16 protein-coding genes and 6 tRNA genes are annotated in these 19,575 nt (G+C 40.1%); 18 read left to right on the top strand and 4 right to left on the bottom strand.

All coding sequences use genetic code 11. The features are described from left to right. Window positions 1–83 precede the first annotated feature (83 nt). Window positions 84–156: transfer RNA gene (locus tag NFR46_RS08370), tRNA-Asn, on the top strand. A gap of 150 nt (window positions 157–306) precedes the next feature. Further along, a tRNA-Thr gene (locus NFR46_RS08365) sits at window positions 307–379 on the top strand. A 380-nt stretch (window positions 380–759) separates the two neighbouring features. Here the strand turns inward: NFR46_RS08365 and NFR46_RS08360 are convergent. The 3 genes from NFR46_RS08360 to NFR46_RS08350 all read right to left on the bottom strand — a co-directional run bounded on the left by NFR46_RS08360 (window position 760) and on the right by NFR46_RS08350 (window position 1,983). Next, window positions 760–1,080, bottom strand: coding sequence for a hypothetical protein (locus tag NFR46_RS08360; RefSeq protein WP_251576435.1), 321 nt, complete (start codon window positions 1,078–1,080; stop codon window positions 760–762). Between the two features lie 6 nt (window positions 1,081–1,086). Next, a complete protein-coding gene (locus NFR46_RS08355) occupies window positions 1,087–1,359 on the bottom strand; it encodes a hypothetical protein (RefSeq protein WP_251576433.1) in 273 nt (90 codons plus the stop codon). Window positions 1,360–1,497: 138 nt separating this feature from the next. Then, window positions 1,498–1,983 carry a flavodoxin gene (locus tag NFR46_RS08350; RefSeq protein WP_251576431.1) on the bottom strand — a complete coding sequence of 162 codons (486 nt, stop codon included), beginning with the start codon at window positions 1,981–1,983 and terminating at the stop codon, window positions 1,498–1,500. A 151-nt stretch (window positions 1,984–2,134) separates the two neighbouring features. Between NFR46_RS08350 and NFR46_RS08345 the strand changes: the two genes are divergently transcribed. From NFR46_RS08345 to NFR46_RS08270, 16 genes are all read left to right on the top strand, one after another. Continuing rightward, window positions 2,135–2,207 (top strand) — tRNA-Asn (locus NFR46_RS08345). Window positions 2,208–2,357: 150 nt separating this feature from the next. Continuing rightward, window positions 2,358–3,278 (top strand): glutaminase A, encoded by a 921-nt coding sequence (gene glsA, locus NFR46_RS08340; protein ID WP_251576429.1) that lies wholly within the window; start codon window positions 2,358–2,360, stop codon window positions 3,276–3,278. 320 nt (window positions 3,279–3,598) lie between these two features. Then, entirely contained in the window at window positions 3,599–5,095 is a 1,497-nt protein-coding gene (locus NFR46_RS08335) for a peptide MFS transporter (RefSeq protein ID WP_251576427.1), read from the top strand. A 145-nt stretch (window positions 5,096–5,240) separates the two neighbouring features. Then, window positions 5,241–5,323 (top strand) — tRNA-Tyr (locus NFR46_RS08330). Window positions 5,324–5,333: 10 nt separating this feature from the next. Further along, window positions 5,334–5,405: transfer RNA gene (locus NFR46_RS08325), tRNA-Gln, on the top strand. Between the two features lie 72 nt (window positions 5,406–5,477). Beyond that, window positions 5,478–6,119, top strand: a complete 642-nt coding sequence (locus NFR46_RS08320) for a hypothetical protein (RefSeq protein ID WP_251576425.1) — start codon at window positions 5,478–5,480, stop codon at window positions 6,117–6,119. 119 nt (window positions 6,120–6,238) lie between these two features. Further along, complete coding sequence (locus NFR46_RS08315) at window positions 6,239–7,888, top strand: aspartate-alanine antiporter-like transporter (protein ID WP_251576423.1); 1,650 nt, start codon at window positions 6,239–6,241, stop codon at window positions 7,886–7,888. Window positions 7,889–7,925: 37 nt separating this feature from the next. Further along, the gene (locus NFR46_RS08310; RefSeq protein WP_251576421.1) at window positions 7,926–8,642 is read left to right on the top strand and encodes an aspartate/glutamate racemase family protein; all 717 of its coding nucleotides are present in this window, start codon (window positions 7,926–7,928) and stop codon (window positions 8,640–8,642) included. 198 nt (window positions 8,643–8,840) lie between these two features. After that, window positions 8,841–9,542, top strand: coding sequence for a GntR family transcriptional regulator (locus tag NFR46_RS08305; RefSeq protein ID WP_251576419.1), 702 nt, complete (start codon window positions 8,841–8,843; stop codon window positions 9,540–9,542). A gap of 51 nt (window positions 9,543–9,593) precedes the next feature. After that, window positions 9,594–11,060: a nicotinate phosphoribosyltransferase gene (locus tag NFR46_RS08300; protein WP_251576417.1), complete on the top strand. Its 1,467-nt coding sequence runs from the start codon at window positions 9,594–9,596 to the stop codon at window positions 11,058–11,060. 11 nt (window positions 11,061–11,071) lie between these two features. Next, entirely contained in the window at window positions 11,072–11,899 is an 828-nt protein-coding gene (gene nadE, locus NFR46_RS08295; protein WP_251576415.1) for an ammonia-dependent NAD(+) synthetase, read from the top strand. Between the two features lie 20 nt (window positions 11,900–11,919). After that, window positions 11,920–14,100 carry a Tex family protein gene (locus NFR46_RS08290; RefSeq protein WP_251576413.1) on the top strand — a complete coding sequence of 727 codons (2,181 nt, stop codon included), beginning with the start codon at window positions 11,920–11,922 and terminating at the stop codon, window positions 14,098–14,100. Continuing rightward, the gene (locus NFR46_RS08285) at window positions 14,093–14,545 is read left to right on the top strand and encodes a SprT family protein (protein WP_251576437.1); all 453 of its coding nucleotides are present in this window, start codon (window positions 14,093–14,095) and stop codon (window positions 14,543–14,545) included. Before NFR46_RS08290 ends, NFR46_RS08285 begins: the two co-directional genes overlap by 8 nt. A 57-nt stretch (window positions 14,546–14,602) precedes the next feature. After that, window positions 14,603–14,688, top strand: a tRNA-Leu gene (locus tag NFR46_RS08280). A 177-nt stretch (window positions 14,689–14,865) separates the two neighbouring features. After that, window positions 14,866–16,815, top strand: coding sequence for a glycoside hydrolase family 2 TIM barrel-domain containing protein (locus NFR46_RS08275; RefSeq protein ID WP_251576411.1), 1,950 nt, complete (start codon window positions 14,866–14,868; stop codon window positions 16,813–16,815). Beyond that, the gene (locus NFR46_RS08270) at window positions 16,799–17,767 is read left to right on the top strand and encodes a beta-galactosidase small subunit (protein ID WP_251576409.1); all 969 of its coding nucleotides are present in this window, start codon (window positions 16,799–16,801) and stop codon (window positions 17,765–17,767) included. Before NFR46_RS08275 ends, NFR46_RS08270 begins: the two co-directional genes overlap by 17 nt. A gap of 65 nt (window positions 17,768–17,832) precedes the next feature. On the opposite strand, the gene NFR46_RS08265 is transcribed toward NFR46_RS08270, so the two are convergent. Beyond that, complete coding sequence (locus NFR46_RS08265) at window positions 17,833–19,563, bottom strand: glycosyltransferase family protein (RefSeq protein ID WP_251576407.1); 1,731 nt, start codon at window positions 19,561–19,563, stop codon at window positions 17,833–17,835. Window positions 19,564–19,575: the final 12 nt, after the last annotated feature.

Raw genomic sequence — 19,575 nt, 5'->3', positions numbered from 1 at the left:
CGAACACAGAAGTTAAGCTTCAACACGCCAAAAGTAGTTGGGGGATCGCTCCCTGCGAGGATAGGACGTTGCCACGCTATTATTCCGGCATAGCTCAGTTGGTAGAGCACCTGACTGTTAATCAGGTTGTCGTCAGTTCGAGTCTGACTGCCGGAGTTATTGTTAAAAGGCTGTTAGCCCAATAGCTAACAGCTTTTTTGTTTCATTATATTAAGATAGCGCCTATTAAAAAACACCTAGATAAAATTAAGAATAGGTGTTTCAACTCGTTTATTGGCATGATATAATAATAAATGTTGATTATTTGCTAACTTAGCTCAGCTGGTAGAGCATCTCCCTCGTAAAGAGAAGGTCGGAGGTTCGACTCCTCTAGTTAGCACTAGATAGAATTTAGTAGAATTCGGAATCCTACAGAAAAAGCCGCAAAAGCTTAATCTGTAGGCTTTTTTGTACACTTAAGAAGTAAAGTGAATAGTTCTGAAATGTTCTGAATTACTGTTTCAAACACACTGAAATGCCAATGTGGCTCATTGTGTTTAGACCAATTTTGAGGAGATTACTAACATTGATATATCAATGTTTTGTGGTTATATTTCCAGTGTGTTTGGGAAAATGTAAGAGGACGTATGGGTTGATATATCAACATTTCAACGTAATTTTTGTGTTTAGGTTAGTATTTTAAACTAATTATTAATTACAGAAAAGCATGTGCATTTTTTAGTGGATAATGATTATGAAATAGTAATAACCATTTTATGATTAACCAATTTTGTCAATTACTTGCTCAAATTCATGATTGAACGTTGATTTTTGGAGATGACTGCTGATGAAATAAATTATTACTCGATTTTGCGTTGCTGAAAAAGCTAATCGCGCTGAACCAAGCTTACCAAGATTCAAAGGAAACTCATAAATAGTTTGTTTAGCGATCTTCTTTTTGGTAGCCACTTTAACTTTAGTCATTCCTGTTGCAATTTCTCTTTCAACTGCGGTATTAATTGATTCCTTAATCAATTCTTTTTGTTGCCGATGCTTTTTGAAAAAAGGTTTACAGCCATGTTCATCAAACTCGATCTGCATTTTATTTTAACCTCTTTGATTTAAGTATAGTTGGTGGCTCCGTGGAAACTCTCGTTTAAATGCAGTCATTAATCCGTGCTTGGCTTCACCATTATTTAATGAGTAGTTGGTGACTTTATTGACATATCCTTGTTCAATTAGTGTTAATTCATCATTATTTGTTTTAACACTTAAGGATCGGTCTTTTTTCTTTGTTAATAATTGGATTTGTTGGGTACCGTTTCCTTTTAGAAATCGTTTAAGAATTGCATGTGCTTGCTTAATTGGAATTTCCCGCATGATTTAGCCTCTTTTAGAATTAATCATTAATATTATTATACTCGTTTGTGAATGCTGACTACTGGTTAAAAAACAGAAAATAAAATGCGTGAACCCAATGATGGATCAGATTCATGCATTACCTTAAGTAGGGGATAGTTAGAAGTTCAATGAAGTAAGCCAATTCTCGATAGCTGATTGAGAATTGAGAACGTCTCCTCGATTTAACTTAACCTCATAGTTATTTTCTTTAATTGTTCGTTCAATATTAGATTGGGCACGATCATAGCCTGTACTGCTGGAGGTACCAAAGGTTGCCAAGGTTTTGCCATTCAATGCAAGTTTATCGATGGTTGCGGCAATAAGACGTGGTGGAATTCCCCACCAAATTGGGTGACCAATAATAACGTTGTCGTAATTATCAAGTGAAGGTAGATCGTCTTTAATTGGAACACGACCGTCATGTTCTTGTTTCTGTTCTACAGTCGCCCGGGTAGATTCGTCATGCCAATTAAGATCTTCGTTTGAGTATGGCGTTACTGGATGAATTTCCGCAATATCAGCACTCAACTTTTGTGCAATTTCTTCTGCAACCTTTTTCGTTGTACCAGTAGCGGAGTAGTAGAGAACTAAAGTATTTGCCATAAGATTACCTCCTCAGGAATTCTTACTTTTCATAAGTATTATATACCATATTGAAAGAACTCTTAATTAATTTAAAACTTTACTTGCTACTTGGAATGTTATCTTGTATAATAAATACTGTTGTTAAGACTTATCTTTGATATTTTTTTATTCCGGCATAGCTCAGTTGGTAGAGCACCTGACTGTTAATCAGGTTGTCGTCAGTTCGAGTCTGACTGCCGGAGTTGTGATAAGATCGTTAGCTGTTTTGGCTAGCGTTTTTTTATTTTAAATTTTTACTATATGAATTATTTAATTACTTTAATTGCGTCATAATGTATTTCTTTTGCTATTTCATTTAAATCACGTATCATGTCAATTAGGAGGTGGTTCGTTTGAATTTAGAACAAATAGTAAAGAATAATTTAGCTAAAACTAAAGAAGGCAGAGTTGCTAACTATATCCCTGCACTAGGTAAAGTTGAACCAAATCAATTAGGAATCGCAATTTATGATCTTAAAGAAAATGATATAAAGCAAGTTGGTGACTCACAAGTACGATTTGCGATCGAGAGTATTTCAAAGATCATTACTTTTTTATATGCGGTAAAACAATTAGGAATGGATTATGTTACCCAGCGTGTTGGTGCCCGCCAAACTGGTTTCCCGTTCAACTCAATTTTAAATTTAGAGATTGAGGGGAAACATCACCCGCTGAATCCATTTGTTAACGCGGGGGCAATCGAAGTAACGTCGCTTTTAAAGGCAGTAAATAACATGCAGCCGTTTGAACAGCTCATTCGTTTTGCTCGTGAAATTTGTCATGACTCGCAGATTACACTTAGTACGGAAATCTTTGAGTCGGAAGAACGGACAGGTGATATGGATCGTTCTTTAGCATATTACCTCAAAGCAAAGAAGATGCTAAAAGCGGACGTACCAACGAGTTTAAAAGTTTACTTTAAACAGTGTTCAATGATGGTGACGGCAGAAGACTTGGCTAACCTAGGAGCGGTTCTGGCAAATGATGGAATTAAACCATGGGACAATGAACGGTTAATTTCAAGTGAAGCGGCAACATACACCAAATCTTTGATGATGACTACGGGACTATATAATGAGTCCGGAACATATTCTGCAATTATTGGAATTCCAACTAAAAGTGGGGTTGGTGGCGGCTTAATGAGTGCTGCGACAGGTAAATACGGAATTGGGATTTTTAGTCCGCCACTAGATGATGCGGGTAATAGTATTGCGGGGTTAAGTGCTCTAAACGAACTTGGTCGCGAATTAAAAGTAGATTTATTTAGGTATTAGCTATTAAGAAAGTGGCTTTAGTGTTCCTTTAAATTGAAAATGAGATTAACTTTATTAAGTTGGGCCACATCAGACACTATTCTTAATATTCTTAGTGAACTCATGTTATATTTCTAAAAAATAACATGAGGGACTTTGATTAATTGTGTGAAGACGAGTGTTTAAACATGTTTTTCTCATCAAAAATTTATTTTTGAATTGACGACTACCAAATAGACGCCTATAATGGTTATATTCTGAAATTTTAATGTGAAAGTTTCTTAATTTAATTAACTTTTACACCTAATTTATCTCCTGAAGATATTATTTGGAGGAATTATATGAGTAAAGAGAAAAACTTGGATACAGCCTTCTTCGGGCAGCCAAGAGGACTATCTACACTGTTCTTCACTGAAATGTGGGAACGGTTTAGTTACTACGGAATGCGGGCAATCCTGTTATTCTACATGTACTACGCTGTCACTAAGGGTGGTTTGGGCATGGACCAAGCCACTGCTGCTTCAATCATGGCGATCTATGGTTCGTTAGTTTACCTCTCGAGTGTTGTTGGTGGTTGGCTTTCTGACCGTGTTTGGGGCTCTCGTAAGACCGTCTTTATCGGTGGTGTGCTAATTATGTTTGGGCACATTGCCTTATCATTACCAGCCGGTGTTACAGCCTTATATATTTCAATCGCATTAATCGTTGCCGGGACTGGTTTATTAAAGCCAAACGTTTCTGAAATGGTTGGTGGTTTGTATGGTCCCGATGATGAACGGCGTGATTCTGGATTTAGTATGTTTGTTTTCGGGATTAACCTGGGTGCCGCTGTTGCTCCATGGGCTGTTCCGTGGGCTGCTAATGGTTTTGGCCTTCATTTATTTGGTAACGAAATGAACTTCCACGCTGGCTTCTCACTTGCTGCAATCGGAATGTTCTTTGGTTTACTTCAATACACTTTGGATGGTCGAAAGTACCTTTCAAAGGACAGCTTATATCCTAACGACCCGATCGAAAAAGATGATTTACGGCCAATTATTATTTGGACTTGTGTTGGGGTAGCTGTATTAGTTGTTGTTCTTGGTTTGTTAGCTGCAATAGGCCAACTTAACATTAACAACATTATCAACATCATTACCTTTATTGCGATTGCATTACCAATCTACTACTTCATTATGATGTTGAATTCAAAGAAGGTTACTAAGCCTGAAAAGTCACGGGTTCTTGCTTATATCCCACTTTTCATTGCTGCGGCAATCTTCTGGGCAATTGAAGAATCAGGTTCAGTTGTTTTAGCATTGTTTGCTGAACAACGGACAGTTCTTCACATTGGTAGTTGGCACTTTGCTGCTGCTAACTTCCAGACTTTGAACCCATTATTCATTATGCTTTTAACACCAGTATTCGTTGCCCTTTGGGATCACTGGAAGGGTCAACCAAGTGCTCCTGGCAAGTTCTCCGCTGGTCTTGTCTTTGCCGGATTATCCTATATTCTCATGGCATTACCAGGGATGATGTTTGGGACAGCAGGACGGGTTAGTCCATTCTGGCTTGTTGGTTCATGGTTCATTGTTGAAATTGGTGAAATGTTAATCTCACCAATCGGTTTGTCAGTAACCACCAAGCTTGCACCTAAAGCGTTTAAGTCACAAATGATGAGTATGTGGTTCTTAGCCGATTCAGCTGGTCAAGCTGTTAACGCTCAAATTGTTAAGTACTACTCATCCGCAACTGAAGTTCCATACTTCATTGCTGTGGGGCTTGTAAGCATTGTCTTCGGAATTATTCTGATGTTCTTCGTTAAAAAGATCCATGAATTAATGGACGGAGTAGATTAATAATAGCTTGAAGCTGAGAAAAAACGATTTTGTTTTCTCGGCTTCTTATTTTTTAAAATTTTTCTTCAAAAAGTCCTTGCAATTTTAGCTAAAGTTCGATATTATAATAAACGTTGATTGTTACTTATAACTTTCACGTTGTGATGGAGGAGTAGCGAAGTCTGGCTAAACGCGACGGTCTGTAAAACCGTTCCTTCGGGTTCGGCGGTTCGAATCCACCCTCCTCCACTTTTATTATTGGGCTATAGCCAAGCGGTAAGGCAACGGTTTTTGGTACCGTCATGCGCTGGTTCGAATCCAGCTAGCCCAACTGCTTAAGTCACCAACTGTTTGGTTGGTGGCTTTTTTGTTTATCAAGAAACTATGCAAAGGAGAAATTACAATGCCTAAACAAGGGCAGTTTGCAAAGTCAAGTCGACTAAAACAATTAAACCAGTTTAAAGTAAAAAAGCATTCTCACCAGTCTGCAATCGATGATAATCAATTCGTTGACTATGTCGTTTTACGATTTAATCTAACAAGTAAGAAGAAATTAGCAAAGAAGATTCAAGAGAGTAATCAACGATTTTTAATTGAAATTTTGGACACTTGTCAGGAGCAACGTTTAGATTTAGAAAGTGCCATTCCAGATCTACTTAAAAAGTTAAATAGTCGTGTTCCTTGGCAATTTTACCGTCAATTAATTGATGGTTGGGAAGACCTCCAACATTTTATTCAACGTGAGGTCCCTAGTGTTCCACTGAAACAACAAATTCTTGTTTCGGGAACAATTAGTAAAGAAGAGTTAACTAAAATGATTGCGGAAGAACTAGCAACTAAGGCAACTGCTATGACGTTTTTGAACCGGCCAATAAATAACCAAATTCGAGAATTAACGCGACAACGACTTCTTCAAACCATTTACAAAAATGGTCAAATTAACTGGCAGCAGATTGCAATCTTGTTTAAGCCATTTCCATTAGCAATTGATCCAGGACTAGATCAGGGAACTAAGGAGTGGCTAATGGCACTAGAAAAATCCTAATTAACGCAAAGATAAATAAGATGGTCGAGTTGATAGCCTTCACTCTTAGATAATGTTAAAATGAGTGGTTGTAATAACAAAATTGAGGGATTGTCTGAGGTATAAAAAGAGAAATTCTTATGGTTGATACAATTATTCATTTTATGGTTCATAACCAAGTTTTTACCTTATTTATCTGTATGGCCCTAGGTTTTGCAATTGGGGATTATAAAATTGGGGGTAAATTTAGCATTGGTGCAACCGTGGCCACACTGGTTGTTACTTTAATTGTTGGCCAGATCGGAGCGTTTCCACGAGATGAGATGTTGGGAACGATCTTCTTTGGTGCCTTCATGTTTTCAGTGGGCTACCGGATTGGACCACAGATGCTAACCAGTTTAAAAATCTTTGGTTCGCGAATCTTGATTATCAGTATTTTTTGGTTGGTAACGGCTTTCCTTGTTTCGTGGGGGTTGTTTGTTGCATTCCATATTGGACCAGGAGTTGCATCAGGAATTATTGCTGGTTCACTAACCCAATCATCCACTGTTGCTAGCTCATTACGGACAATTGGTTCTCTGCCAGTTAGTAGTGCAGTCAGGTCAACGTATGAAGCACAGTTGCCAGTTGCCTATGCATTAACCTATGTTTTTGGAACGTTAGGTGTTATCATTTTTCTTCGTGATGTTGCACCAAAACTTTTGGGAATCAAGGTAAGCAACCGGGGACCATTGATGGCCCGGAAGTATCACTTTCACGCGAAAAATCCTAACCCGACATGGCGGCGGACATACCGGATTGAACCTGATTCACCGTTAGTTGGTAAAACGATTGGTGGTTTTAATAAGTGGACCCATTACCGGATAATTGCGTTGGTTGCTTTTCATGGGGATGAAATGACAGATCACTTGGAATATAAGCTAAAGCCAGGTGACCTGCTAACCGTGATTGGTTATGCAATTCACTTTGATCAGATGCACGGGATTAAGGGGACAACTGAAGTCTTAACCCCAACTAATGCTCCGCGAGAACGAAAATTTGTTTTAGGGAAACATTTTAAGCCAACTCAATTAGCACATTTGCGTCAACATGGGGTTTTTATTAATATTCAGGATCCTGATACGGGGAATGAACAATTATTTAACCAGTTAAAGCCCGGGGATGTAATTTCTTTGACTGGGAATACGTCACGGACGTCCGCAATCTTAAAGAAGATGGGACACTGGCATACGAGTGCAATGGCAATTAACTACTCGTTATTCTCACTTGGAATTGGGGGTGCCTCTTTACTTGGGATCCTTGGATTGAAGTTAAACGGTATTCCACTACAACTAGGGAATGGTGTTGCCGCCTTATTAATGGGGTTGGCATTGAGTACATGGATTTCCCGCCACCGGGATCACGATTCGATTCCACCGACGGTCACTGCCTTCTTCCAAAACTTAGGGTTAACCCTTTTTGTGGGAACGGTTGGTCTCCAATCTGCCCAAGCATTTACTAGTGCGATTAAAGCATTAGGAATTGGTGTCCTGTTTATTGGTGCAGTCGTTGCAATTGCTCCTCACCTCTTAACGTTACTGTTTGGTCGGTACATTTTACATATGGAACCTCTTGCCTTAATTGGTGGATTAACTGGTTCAGGTACCTGTGCTGCCGTGATGACAGAAATTGCCGATCAGGCTGGTGCGGAAGGTGGAGCATATTTTGCCGCTGCGTTAACTCCAGCTTACATCATGGGGAATATTGGAATTACCCTACTAGGACCAATTTTTGTCGCGTTGTTATCTTAAAGTATTAAAATTAAACCATAAAGTGAGGTTATGAGTCATGAAAAAGTTTTTTACAGTTCTTGGCGGGATGGGAACATTAGCCACTGAGAGTTACGTACGGATTTTGGATCAGCGGACACCAACGCATCGTGATCAGGATTATTTGGACTACCTCGTGGTTAACCATGCGACTGTTCCTGACCGGACAAGCTGGATCCTTGATCATAGTAAGCCTAGTCCAGCTAAGGCACTGATTGAAGATATCAAACAGCAAAGCCTTCTTAATCCGGAATTCTTTGTCTTGATTTGTAATACCGCTCACTATTCTTATGATGAATTACAGGCAGCGACGAGGGTTCCAATCCTGAATATGCTTCAAGAAACGGTTAATGAAATTAAACGCTTGAAGCCGGATGCTAAGCGAGTTGGCCTTTTAGGAACGGACGGTACTATGAAGTCCGGAATTTATGATTCTTATATCAAAAATGCGGGTTATGAAGAGGTTAAAGCAACTCCTGAAATTCAAGAAATGACCGAGGACTTAATCTATCATGACATTAAAGAAAAGGGCCATTCTGATGGTAAAAAGTATCATGAACTTGTGCGTAAGATGATCGAAGAGGAAAACTGTGATATTGTTATCCTTGGTTGTACAGAACTCTCGTATGCTGAAGAGATGGATCCAGAAACTAAGTACCCGGTTGCAGATTCACAATCAATCATTGTCGATCGGACACTTGAGCGGGCATTAAAGATTCGCAACGGGGAAAATTAAAAATTGTAAAATAGGGAACCGAAAAATGACCATTGGCCTAAGTAATGAGGGCTTGTTAGAAGGGTTATTTTTCGGTCTTTTTGTTTAATTCGTTAATCTTACTAAAATTGGTCTAATCCTATTAATTGATGTTACAATTGTAGATAGTTAATTATTGTTTTAAATTGTTTTAAATGGTGTAAGGAGGATAAAGCCAAAATGAGTTCACCAATATATATTAAAATCCATAATCAACTACGGGAAAATATTGAAGATGGTAAGTGGAAGGTTGGCGATAAAATTCCTGCTGAACGGGAACTAGCTAGTCGATTTGGTGTTAGTCGAATGACATTACGTCAAGCAATTCAAGAATTGGTTGATGAAGGAATTCTTGAACGGCATGTTGGGTCTGGAACTTTTGTTGCTAACCGGAAAGTCCAAGAAAAAATGTCGGGGATAACAAGTTTTACGGATTTGATGAAGTCGATTGGCAAGGAACCATCTAGTACAACAATTTCTTACCACTTAACGATTCCTTCCCAAGTTGAAATCGAAAAGCTAGGTTTAAATGATGGCGATCAGGTTATTCGAATGGAACGAATTCGTTCGGGAAATGACGTTCCAATTTGTTTTGAAGTGGCAACAATCCCAGCAAGATTAGTTAAGGGATTAAGCAAAGAGGAGGTAACAACTTCGTTTTGGGAAACACTTGAACATAAGGCTCACCTTTATCCCGGACATGCTGTTCAACATATTTCTGCTACCAAGGCTAACGAACGGATTGCAACTTACTTAAATGTTAAACGTGGCGACCCATTATTGCGGATGACACAACTTTCGTATTTACAAGATGGAACACCATTTGAATATGTTCATACCCAATATGTTGGTTCACGATTTGAGTTCGTTTTGGAAAAGTAAAATTCGTGCTACAATGTTGGTTATTAATTCAATTTGAGAGGATACTAGACAATGAAATTCAATTATCCAGATGATAGTACAGCTCTTCATACTGATGCTTATGAACTCAGTATGATGCAAACATATTGGAAACAGGGACAGGGAAATCGCCGTGCCGTTTTTGAGGCCTTTTTCCGGAAAATGCCTTTCCAAAATGGGTATGCGGTCTTTGCTGGTCTGGATCATATTATTCGTTATATTAAGTCCCTTCACTTTACGACTAGTGATATTGAATATCTCCGGTCAACGGGGCAATTTGACGATGACTTTTTGGACTACCTGAAAGACTTTAAATTTACGGGATCTATTAAGAGTTTTGAAGAAGGGGAATTGGTGTTTAACCATGAACCAATTATCCAGGTCGATGCACCAATGCTCGAGGCCCAATTAATTGAGACAGCATTATTAAACATCATTAATTACCAGATTATGATTGCTACTAAGGCTTCCCGTATTAAGTCGATCGTTGGTGATCAACCAGTGATGGAATTTGGCTCACGCCGGGCTCAAGAATTTGATGCGGCCTTGTGGGGAACACGTGCTGCCTATATTGGTGGTTTTGATGCAACAAGTAATGTTCGTGCGGGCAAATTATTTGGAATTCCAATTTCTGGAACCCATGCCCATGCTTTAGTTCAGGCATACCGGAATGATTATGATGCCTTTAAGGCGTATGCTGAAACTCACTATGATTGTGTTTTCCTTGTAGATACATTTGATACTCTGAAGAGTGGTATTCCAGCTGCAATAAAGGTGGCCAAAGAATTTGGTGACCGAATTCATTTCCTTGGTGTACGGATTGATAGTGGTGATATGGCCTACCTCTCAAAGCGGGTTCGTAAACTTCTTGATGATGCTGGCTTTAAGGATGCAAAGATTTATGCTTCTAACGGTCTTGATGAAAAGACAATCCAAAACCTTCAAATGCAGGGAGCTAAGATTGATGTTTGGGGTATCGGAACTAAGTTAATTACTGCTTATGACCAACCAACCTTAGGAGCCGTTTATAAGCTTGTTGCCATTGAAGATGAAAATGGCAAGATGGTTGATACAATTAAGCTTTCAAATAACCTCAGTAAAATGTCTACCCCAGGGAAAAAGCAGGTTTGGCGGATTAATGACTGCGCAGATAATAAGAGTGAAGGGGACTACATTACTCTCGATGATGAGGATCCCCGTAAGCAACGGTCATTAAATATGTTTAATCCAGACTTCCCACTCCAACAAAAGGATGTTGATGATTTTAAGGCACGTCCAATGTTAAAGGATATTTGGAAAGACGGTCAATTTGTTTATGATGAACCGAATCTGGAAGAAACACGACAACGGCGAAAGAAAAACCTTGATGCATTGTGGGATGAATACAAACGCGATCTTAATCCGGAAGTTTACCCAGTGGATTTGTCACAGAAGTGCTATGACAATAAGCTTAATATGATTCACCGGATCCATGAATATGTAAAAACACTTGATAATTAGGGGGCAGAAAGATGACTAGTTTACAAAAAACGATCATTGAGACGCTTCATGTGCGACCAGAGATTGATCCAAAGGCGGAAGTTGAGCAACGGGTTGAATTCTTAGCAGACTTCCTTAAAAAGACGGGGATGAAGACTTTGGTCCTGGGGATTTCTGGTGGTCAGGATTCCTCATTAGCGGGACGCTTATCACAATTGGCAGTTGAGAAGCTTCGGCGAGGAACGCAAGATCAAGGCTACCAATTTATTGCAGTCCGCTTACCTTATGGTGAACAAGCGGATGAATCAGATGCGATGATGGCAATTGACCAGTTTATCCATCCTGATAAGATGATGCGGGTTAACATTAAGCCTGCTACAGACGCAATGTTTGATTCGTTAACAACTGCTGGTGCTAACATTAGTGACTTCAATAAAGGAAATATTAAGGCTCGTGAACGGATGATTGTCCAATACGCAATTGCGGGTGAACATGGTGGTACCGTTGTGGGAACTGATCATGCGGCAGAAGCGGTCACTGGATTTTATACTAAATTTGGGGATGGTGGCGCTGATATTACACCACTCTCCGGCTTAGATAAACGACAAGGAAAAGCCTTACTGGAATACCTAGGTGCTCCAGCACACTTGTATGAAAAGGTTCCAACGGCTGATTTGGAAGATGACAAGCCAATGCTTCCGGATGAGAAGGCCCTTGGAGTTTCCTATCAAGAAATTGATGATTATCTTGAGGGAAAAGAGGTTAGCCCTCAATCAGCAACAACAATTGAAGGCTGGTACAAGAAGACACAACATAAGCGTCACCAGCCAATTAATCCCGCTGATACTTGGTGGCGGTAAAACGATCGACGGAGGATTGTATGGACGAAAAAACAATTAAGTTAGTTAGTAAACAACTCCCAAAACTACGTGAATCACAGATTAAGGCATCTTTGAAGTTAATGGATGAAGGAGACACGATTCCGTTTATTGCCCGGTACCGGAAAGAGGCTACCGGAACGTTGGATGAAGTTCAACTTCAGGAAATCCATGATCAATATCGGCACGCAACATCATTACTTGATCGTCAGCAGACCGTTATTAATAAGATTAAGGAAGCTGGTAAGCTAACTCCGGCCTTAGAGAAGCAAATCTTGGCTGCAACGGAGCTCCAAACGGTTGAAGATCTTTACTTGCCTTATAAGCAAAAACGGCAAACTAAAGCGCAGGTGGCCAGAGAACATGGTTTAGCACCCCTTGCTAATTGGTTATTAACATACTCAGACGATGACCCACAAACTGAGGCGGCAAAGTACCTCAATGATGACGTAAAAACGGTTGACGATGCTTTGAATGGCGCTCACGAAATTTTGGCTGAAGCAATTAGTGAAATGTCAACTGTTCGGAGTTGGTTGAGAAACTTTATGACCCAACATGGTCAACTAGTAACTGCTGTTAAACGCAACGGTAAGGAAAAGGATGAATTAAAAACTTACGAGCAATATTACGATTTTGCGAGTCCGGTAAAGGAATTAAGTTCTTATCAAGTCTTGGCAATTAACCGTGGAGAAAAGGAGGGTGTCCTAAACGTTAAGGTTACCGTAGATGATGATGCGGTGCTTAATTACCTTCACTTTCGGTTAATCCGGACAAGTAAGGAGAATAATGTGGCTGTTAAGTTGATTGAAGAGGCCTATGCTGACTCCTATAAGCGTTTCTTGGGTCCAGCAATTGAACGGGAGATTCGCCGCCAATTAACGGAAAATGCGGACCAACAAGCAATAAAAGTGTTTGGAGAAAACCTTTATCACTTGTTGATGCAAGCACCAATTAAGGGAAAGGTTGTTCTTGGTTTCGATCCGGCTTACCGGACAGGGTGTAAGTTAGCTGTGTTGGATGAAAACGGGAAGTTCCTTACTAAGGCTGTTATTTATCCCCACAAGCCAGCGCCTGAGGAAGAGCGGGCAAAAGCTGAAGGTCAATTAATTGATCTGATTGAAAAGTACCATGTTGAAATGATCGCGATCGGTAACGGGACAGCCAGTCGGGAATCTGAACAGTTTGTTGTGAACACTCTGAAGAAGATCAAGCGGCCTGTTTATTATGTAATTGTCAATGAAGCCGGTGCCTCTGTATACTCTGCAAGTAAGGAGGCACGGGATGAGTTCCCTGATCTTCATGTTGAACAACGGAGTGCGATCAGTATTGGTCGACGGCTTCAGGATCCACTTGCTGAATTAGTTAAGATTGAGCCACAGGCGATTGGTGTTGGCCAGTACCAACACGACTTGCCGAAAAAAGAACTTTCAGGTGAACTGGATGCTGTTGTGGAGCGAGCCGTTAACCGGGTTGGGGTTAACCTTAATACTGCAAGTTACCAGCTTCTCACTCAGATTTCTGGTCTGAATAAGACGACTGCTAAAAATATCGTTAAGTACCGTGATGAACACGGTAAGTATACTAACCGGAAGCAATTGAAAGATGTTCCAAGGTTAGGACCAAAAGCTTACCAACAATCTGTTGGGTTCCTGCGGATTATTAACGGGGATAACCCGCTTGATAATACTGATGTTCATCCGGAAAGTTACCCAATTGCGAAGAAGATCATGGAAACCGCCGAGATTAATGTTGATAATCTTGGCTCGTCAGCCGCTGAAGAGCAGTTAAAGAAGATCAATATTGATGACTTTACTACCGAAAAGGCCGGTGAAGAAACGGTGAAGGATATCATTGCTTCACTTCAAAAGCCGGGTCGTGATTTGCGCGATTCAATGCCAGCACCACTACTTCGTCAGGATGTAATGAAGATTGATGACCTTAAGTCTGGGATGAAACTCCAGGGAACTGTTAGAAACGTTGTGGACTTTGGTGCCTTTGTTGATATTGGCGTAAAGCATGATGGCCTAGTTCACGTTTCAAAGATGAGTAAGCAATTCATTAAGGATCCCCGTGCTGCGGTTTCAGTTGGTGATATTGTGGATGTTTGGATTGAAGATGTTGATCTCAAGCGCCAGCGGATTCAATTAACAATGATTGCACCACAAGATGAAGCAGATGCATAATCAGCAATTACAAGAGCTAACTAAAGAATGGTCGGTGGAATATTTCCAGCGGCCATTTCTGCATCGGATCTTCTTTAATTCCCGTTTACGAACTACTGGTGGGCGTTACCACCTCGATGATCACCATATTGATATTAATCCTTTAATGTATACCGAATTTGATTTGGATAACTTAAAGCGGGTGGTTCTTCATGAACTTTGTCACTACCATTTACACTTGACTGGCCGTGATTATCATCACCGAAGTGCGGATTTTCGTCAGTTACTTACTCGTGTAGGTGGTTCACGATATGCTCCGGTAACGAGTAAGGCCAGGCAGCGAACACACCATTATTGGCGTTACCAATGTACAGGATGTGGGGTCCCAATTGTTCGCCAACGCCGGTTTAATACTAATCGGTACGTGTGTCGTCGGTGTGGTCACCATTTTATTCAAAAAAATTGAAAAAAGTTGTTGCCAACGAATAAGTATCTTGCTATAATAATACTCGTTGGTTGATATGCGGCCGTGGCGGAACTGGCAGACGCGTAAGATTAAGGATCTTATGGTCGATTATGACCGTGGAGGTTCAAGTCCTCTCGGCCGCACTAACAAAAAGCACCTAACTTTTAGTTAAGTGCTTTTTTCGTTTAAAATTGAACTGAGTTTAGCTTTTAACAAAGAAAATAGCCATTATTAATTTATCCTGTCTATAAAATCCTATCTTTACAGCTATGAAAGCGCTATACTTAAACTGTAATGATTTTTGAGGAGGACTTTCGTCGATGGAAGCAGAGATAAAATGGTTAGATGACCCAGAGATCTTCCGGGTTAATCAGTTACCGGCACATAGTGACCATCATTTCTACCGTAATTATGCAGAGTGGCAACAGCATAAAAGTAGTTTTGAACAAAGCTTGGATGGTCAGTGGCAGTTTAAGTTTGCCCAAACGCCTCAAGAAAGGGTTAAGGATTTTTATAAAGTTGACTTTGACGCTAGTAACTTTGGGCACATTGAAGTTCCTAGTGAAATTGAATTAAGTGATTATACACAGAATAATTACATTAATACCCTGATGCCGTGGGAAGGAAAGATTTTTCGGCGTCCTGCTTATGCCTTGAGCCAGGATGATCCTGAAGAGGGATCGTTTAGTGAGGGGAATGATAACACCGTTGGCCTTTACCTGAAGCATTTTGACTTAAATGATGAACTTCGGGGGAAGCAAATTCGGGTTCGCTTCGAAGGCGTTGAACGGTCAATGTACCTGTGGCTTAATGGTCACTTTGTTGGATATGCAGAGGATAGCTTTACGCCGTCTGAATTTGATTTGACACCATACATCCAGGATGAAGATAACGTGATAGCAGTAGAAGTATTTAAGCACAGTACCGCTTCCTGGATTGAAGATCAGGATATGTTCCGTTTCTCTGGTATTTTTAGGAGCGTTGAACTACTTGCCCAACCGGTAACTCACCTGGAGGACTTTACCTTAAAGCCACGGGTAGCTGATAATTACCGTGATGGTGAGTTGTCAATTGATCTTGCTTTTGCTGGCGAGCAAGCTGGTAATGTCCATCTTGTGGTAAGGGATCATGATGGTAAGACCTTACTTGATGAAACAAAGCCAGTTACCGAAAAAGTTACAGTTGAACCGCACGAATTTAAGGATCTTCATCTTTGGGATAACCATGATCCATACCTCTATCAACTTTTGATCGAAGTTAAGGATGCTAAAGGAAACCTTCTTGAATTGGTTCCTTACCAATTTGGTTTCCGGAGGATTGAAATTAGCCCAGAACACGTTGTCCTGTTAAACGGGAAGCGCCTTATTATTAATGGGGTTAACCGTCACGAGTGGGATGATCACCGTGGTCGTTCAGTCACAATGAAGGATATGCTTAGTGATATCCATACCTTCAAAGAAAATAATATTAATGCTGTCCGGACATGTCACTATCCAGATCAGATCCCTTGGTATTACCTTTGTGATCAAAATGGAATTTACATGATGGCCGAAAATAACCTTGAGTCACACGCTACCTGGCAAAAGATGGGGGCAGTTGAACCATCATATAATGTTCCTGGTTCAGTTCCTCAATGGCGAGAAGTTGTTGTTGACCGTGCACGAAGTAACTATGAATTCTTCAAAAACCATACCGCAATTCTTTTCTGGTCACTTGGGAATGAATCATTTGCCGGTGATAACCTTGTAGCTATGAAACAATTCTATAAGGAACATGATGATAGCCGTTTGGTTCACTATGAAGGTGTTTGTCACACGCATGATTACAGCAACCAAATTCCAAGTTTGAATAAGGAAAACTACCTTCCTCAAGGAGAAACTCATGATTATCGTGATGAGTTATCAGACGTAGAAAGTTGGATGTACTTACCACCAAAGCAGGTTGAAGAATATTTGAAGAATAATCCGGATAAGCCATTTATGGAATGTGAATACATGCATGATATGGGTAATTCTACTGGTGGAATGGGATCTTACATTAAACTCCTTGATAAGTACCCACAATATTTCGGTGGCTTTATTTGGGACTTTATTGATCAAGCACTTCAAGTAAAGGATCCAATCAGTGGACAAATGGTTATGCGTTATGGTGGTGACTTTGATGATCGTCATTCAGACTATGAATTTTCTGGCGATGGTCTAATGTTTGCCGATCGGACACCTAAACCAGCTATGCAGGAGGTACGGTATTACTATGGCTTACACAAATAAAATGCACGTGATCTACGGTGACGGAACGTTAGGACTTGGTGGGGATAATTTTCACTATATCTTTAGTTATGAAAAAGGTGGCCTGGAATCGTTAAAGTTAAATGGCAAAGAATGGCTTTATCGGGTTCCAACACCGACCTTCTGGCGCGCCACAACTGATAATGATCGGGGAAGTGGCTTTAATATTAAGTCTGCTCAATGGGTGGCAGCTGATACTTTTAGTAAATGTCTTAATGATCAGACTGACTTAGTAGTTGATGATCGTCACTTTGATCACTTACCAGTTGCTCCAGAAACAAATAAGTTTACTAATCACGAGACGGCAAATAAAGTGAAAATTACTTTTACCTATGAAACATTAACTGTTCCTGCAACCAAGGTCACTGTAACCTATGTGGTTGACGCTACTGGGCAAATTAATGTTAGTGCCCATTATTTTGGCCATGAAGATCTTCCCGGCTTACCAGTTTTTGGCCTACGTTTTATCATGCCAACACTAGCAACTGGATTTGACTATGAGGGGCTATCTGGCGAAACATATCCTGACCGGATGGCTGGGGCTCGTCACGGTAAGTACCATGTTGATGGTCTTCCGGTTACCCCATACTTAGTTCCTCAAGAAAATGGGATGCACATGGAAACTGAACAACTCAGCATTACCCGGGAAATAACTGAAAATAATGCTGATCATTCTGCCAAACCATTTTCCTTAAAGTTCAGCCAAGCAGATCAGCCATTTAACTTTAGCTGTTTGCCATACACTGCTGAAGAACTTGAGTCAGCAACCCATATTGAAGAATTACCGTTAGCACGGCGAACGGTATTGGTAATGGCTGGTGCTGTTCGTGGTGTTGGGGGAATTGATAGTTGGGGTGCAGATGTTGAAAAGCAATATCACATTCCAGCTGATCAAGATATTGAATTTTCATTTATAATTAACCCTGCTAAATAGTAAATAAAAATAAGCCTCTGGGTACGGTAATATACTGTGCTCAGAGGCTTATTTTAGTATTTATGCTATTTTTTCTTATAAAGGTAGTAGCCACCATATATCCAATAGAGGATTGAACTAATTATCCAGATCGCTAATAGGTAGTTAAACCAGCTAGCTGGCTTGAATTTCAAAGTAGCAGTATTAACGCCTTGCCGCTCATGAATGTAGGGAGCACCGATTGATGAACGTTGATAGTGGGTAACTTTTTTACCATTCACCGTAAGGATAGATTCGTGATAAGTGATTAGGGGAAGACGTTGTGTTCCAGAATGATTGGCTGTCCAAGTAAGTTTTAATTTTCCACCCTTAAGAACAGTATGATGGAAGTTCTTGGTATCCTCAATGATTTGGAATTGGTAATCATAGGAGTGTTTGGACTTATCTCCTGCATAGTTTGAAGGGAGAGGCAAGTAGTCAGGGCTACGTTTTTCAACTAAGCTTAGTAGTTGCTCGGGGTGGGAAGATTGAGTGGAATAACGAATTGCCTCTTTGTTAGTGCTGGCATTCGATAATGCACTGAGGTTAGCTAAGAGTGCATCAGAATGGTAGTTGGCAGTCTCTCTTGATATTGTTATGTTGGTTGGGATAAATACAAGGAGAAGGGTTGCAGGGAGAATGCCAATTGAGGAGATGTGACTAAGTGAGTATTTGGGAGTTGAATTGATGATTGCTGTAACGGTCATAGCGATTCCCGCGAAGAGAAGCGGGTAAGCGATAATTGTTAGACGGCTGGGAAATTGTAATGTATGTGAAAGAAAAGGAAGCCACTGCTGAAGTTTCCTCCAGGGAGTAATAACAGAACTTAGAATTAAGATTAAGGAGCCCCAACTCGTGATAAACGTATTGAGGAACGAGCGTCGTGGCTTTCTAATAACAAATACCAATTGAGCAATAAAAAGGAAGCAAATGGGGAATGCAAGAAATCTTCGGTTATTACTAAAGATTGCTGGACGGAGGGCATTGGCTAATAGGCTAAAGTTTGCTGGATAGGCAATATGGTTATTGAGGTTAATCATGAGCAATGCTCCCCAGACATTAGCAGTTAAGATTATTGTTCCGATCACTGCCTTGATTAATTCCGTCCACATTAATCGGGGGTTGTTGGAATAAATAAGTCCGGCAATAAAAAATGGAATTAAGGCAACCGCAAAGAATACGGAACTCAGAAGATGGATTTGCATGATGACGGTCATGAGAGTTATTAACTGAAGAGCATTGATTGGTTGTTTTCTATTTTGAATCATTCTGATACCACAGATGACCATATAGGGAGAAAGTGCGGCACCCCATGCATTCATGTTTTGGGCTAATTCCCAGCGAGGTAACCAGCCGATATTCATGTAAATAAAAGCGATAATTAGTGCGATACTTTGCTTACTGTGGAGTTTAATGCATAGTTTATACATTCCGGTTCCACCGATGAAGTAAATAAGAAGATTAGTGATGATTTGGTACCGATACCAACTTCTGGCAAGCAAGAGGATTATCGCATTAAAGTAGGCAAATAGGGGACAGTATGTAGCATTAATAATTCGGCCACTTTGTTGAAAAGAATAATTACTTTGGAAGTAACTAAAATTCCAGTGCTGAATTTGCTGGGTTGCTTCATAAAAACGGTTAAAATGAAAAATTGAATCTGTCCCGAGGATAACTCCATGGGATATTATTTGCGGTAATATTATCAAGCAACTCATTGTAATTATGATGTAATAAGGGAGACCTCGCTCAAGTAGCTTGATGGTTTTTTCTTTCATGGTTTCTTAGTT

The organism is Limosilactobacillus agrestimuris (assembly GCF_943193105.1).
GTDB classification, from domain to species: domain Bacteria; phylum Bacillota; class Bacilli; order Lactobacillales; family Lactobacillaceae; genus Limosilactobacillus; species Limosilactobacillus agrestimuris.
Note: the sequence above shows the minus strand (reverse complement) of the source record. Positions and strands in the feature narration are given on the sequence as shown.